Consider the following 1028-nt stretch of genomic DNA (forward strand, 5'->3'; position numbering starts at 1 on the left):
ACCCGGCTACCTTGCCAATCCCGTCACCGAACGGATCACCACTGGTCGGCAGAGTTTGCAAAGTGAACACCTTTCGCCCCGCCTGTGAACCGACAGCGATACGGTAAGTGATCGAGTGCCCCAGCAGGGGTGTCATCGGGTCGTCATCCACCGCATCCGAGGCCAGATAGCTGTTTTCGACATCCCGTTCCAGCAGGCCTTGCCGTTCCAGATAGCGACCCACCCGGTGGGCGATGGTGTGCGTCAGCTGGGTGAGCTCTGGGCTGGTCGGCGCCTTGACCCAGCGGAAACGCGCTGAGCCGTGGGATTGCTCGACATACACACCGTCGAGAAACAGCATGTGGAAGTGAACATTCAGATTGAGCGCCGATCCAAAACGCTGGATCAGGGTGACCGCGCCCGTCTTGGCCACTTGGTGGGTATGGCCCGCTTTCTTGACCAGGTGCGTGGCAATGACGCGGTAAACGATGCCCAGCACCCACCCCATGATCTCGGGCCGGCTGGCAAACAGGAAACGCAGCTGAAACGGGAAGCTCAACACCCACTGACGCATGGGTTGTTCAGGCAGTACTTCATCAACCAGCAAGGCGGCACTTTCGGCCATCCGCCGCGCCCCACAGCTCGGGCAGAAACCGCGACGCTTACAGCTGAAAGCGACCAGGTGCTCGGCGTGGCAAGACTCGCAGCGAACCCGTAGAAAGCCATGCTCCAGCCGCCCGCATTGGAGAAATTCTTCAAATTCCCGTTGCACATAGCCCGGCAATTCCTTTCCCTGCTCTGCCATAAGCGCAGCGAATGCCGGGTAATACTCGTCAACGATCTGATAGAGAAGGGTTTGCTCGGGTCGGTGGCTCTGGTAACGACCAGTATCCCGATCCCGGCTGGCCGTCCTGGCCGCCACATGAGGCATGTTCCGCGTCCTTGCAATACTGTGTTTACATACAGTCTATCGCTTAGCGGAAAGTTCTTTTACCCTCAGCCGAAATGCCTGCCGTTGCTAGACATTGCCAGCCAGTGCCCGTCACTCC

Annotated in this window: 1 pseudogene; it reads right to left on the reverse strand. The window is 59.0% G+C overall.

Annotated features, from left to right (window positions below):
- Window positions 1-910 (reverse strand): annotated as a pseudogene (locus FTT76_RS17490) (IS91-like element ISVsa3 family transposase); the annotation flags it as partial.
- Between the last annotated feature and the right edge of the window lie 118 nt (window positions 911-1028).

The sequence above is a fragment of the Acinetobacter sp. YH01009 genome, assembly GCF_013420765.1.
GTDB lineage: Bacteria > Pseudomonadota > Gammaproteobacteria > Pseudomonadales > Moraxellaceae > Acinetobacter > Acinetobacter amyesii.